We start from the raw sequence: 524 nt of genomic DNA, 5'->3' as shown, positions 1-524 counted from the left end.
TGCCGGGGTTGCCCCGGAGCACGTTGTCGTAGCCGTCGCCGACGAGCTGGTCGTCGAACTCGGAGCCTTCCAGGTTCTCGATGCTCTCGAAGCTGTCGCCGGCGGCTTCGCCGGTGTTGATGCCGGCATCGGCCAGGCTGACGACAACCGCGGCCTGGGCATCGAGGTAGCTGGCGGTGTCGCGACCATCGCCACCGCTCAGGGCGTCGGCGCCGGCGCCACCCTCAAGCTCGTCGTCGCCGGCGCCGCCGGCGAGCCGGTTGTCGCTGGTGTCGCCGATCAGCAGGTCGTCGCCGCCCGAGCCGACGAGGTTCTCGATCTCCTGCAGGCGGTCGCCCGCGGCGTCGCCGCCCTGCCCCGTCCCGGTGCCCAGGCTGACGCTGACCGCGGCGGCGGAACCGGCGTAGCTGGCGGTATCGGTACCGGTACCGCCGACCAGGGTGTCGGCGCCACCGCGGCCTTCGAGCAGGTCGTTGCCCGAGCCGGCGCGCAGCAGGTTGGCGCCGGCGTCGCCGCGCAGCGCG

General features: G+C 73.9%; 1 protein-coding gene. It reads right to left on the bottom strand.

Annotated elements, in window-relative coordinates:
- Window positions 1–524, bottom strand: a 524-nt coding sequence (locus CLD20_RS20075) for a calcium-binding protein (protein ID WP_304504373.1), incomplete at both ends; no start/stop codon positions are given.

The sequence above is a fragment of the Afifella sp. IM 167 genome, assembly GCF_020144925.1.
GTDB lineage: Bacteria > Pseudomonadota > Alphaproteobacteria > Rhizobiales > Afifellaceae > Afifella.
Note: the sequence above shows the minus strand (reverse complement) of the source record. Positions and strands in the feature narration are given on the sequence as shown.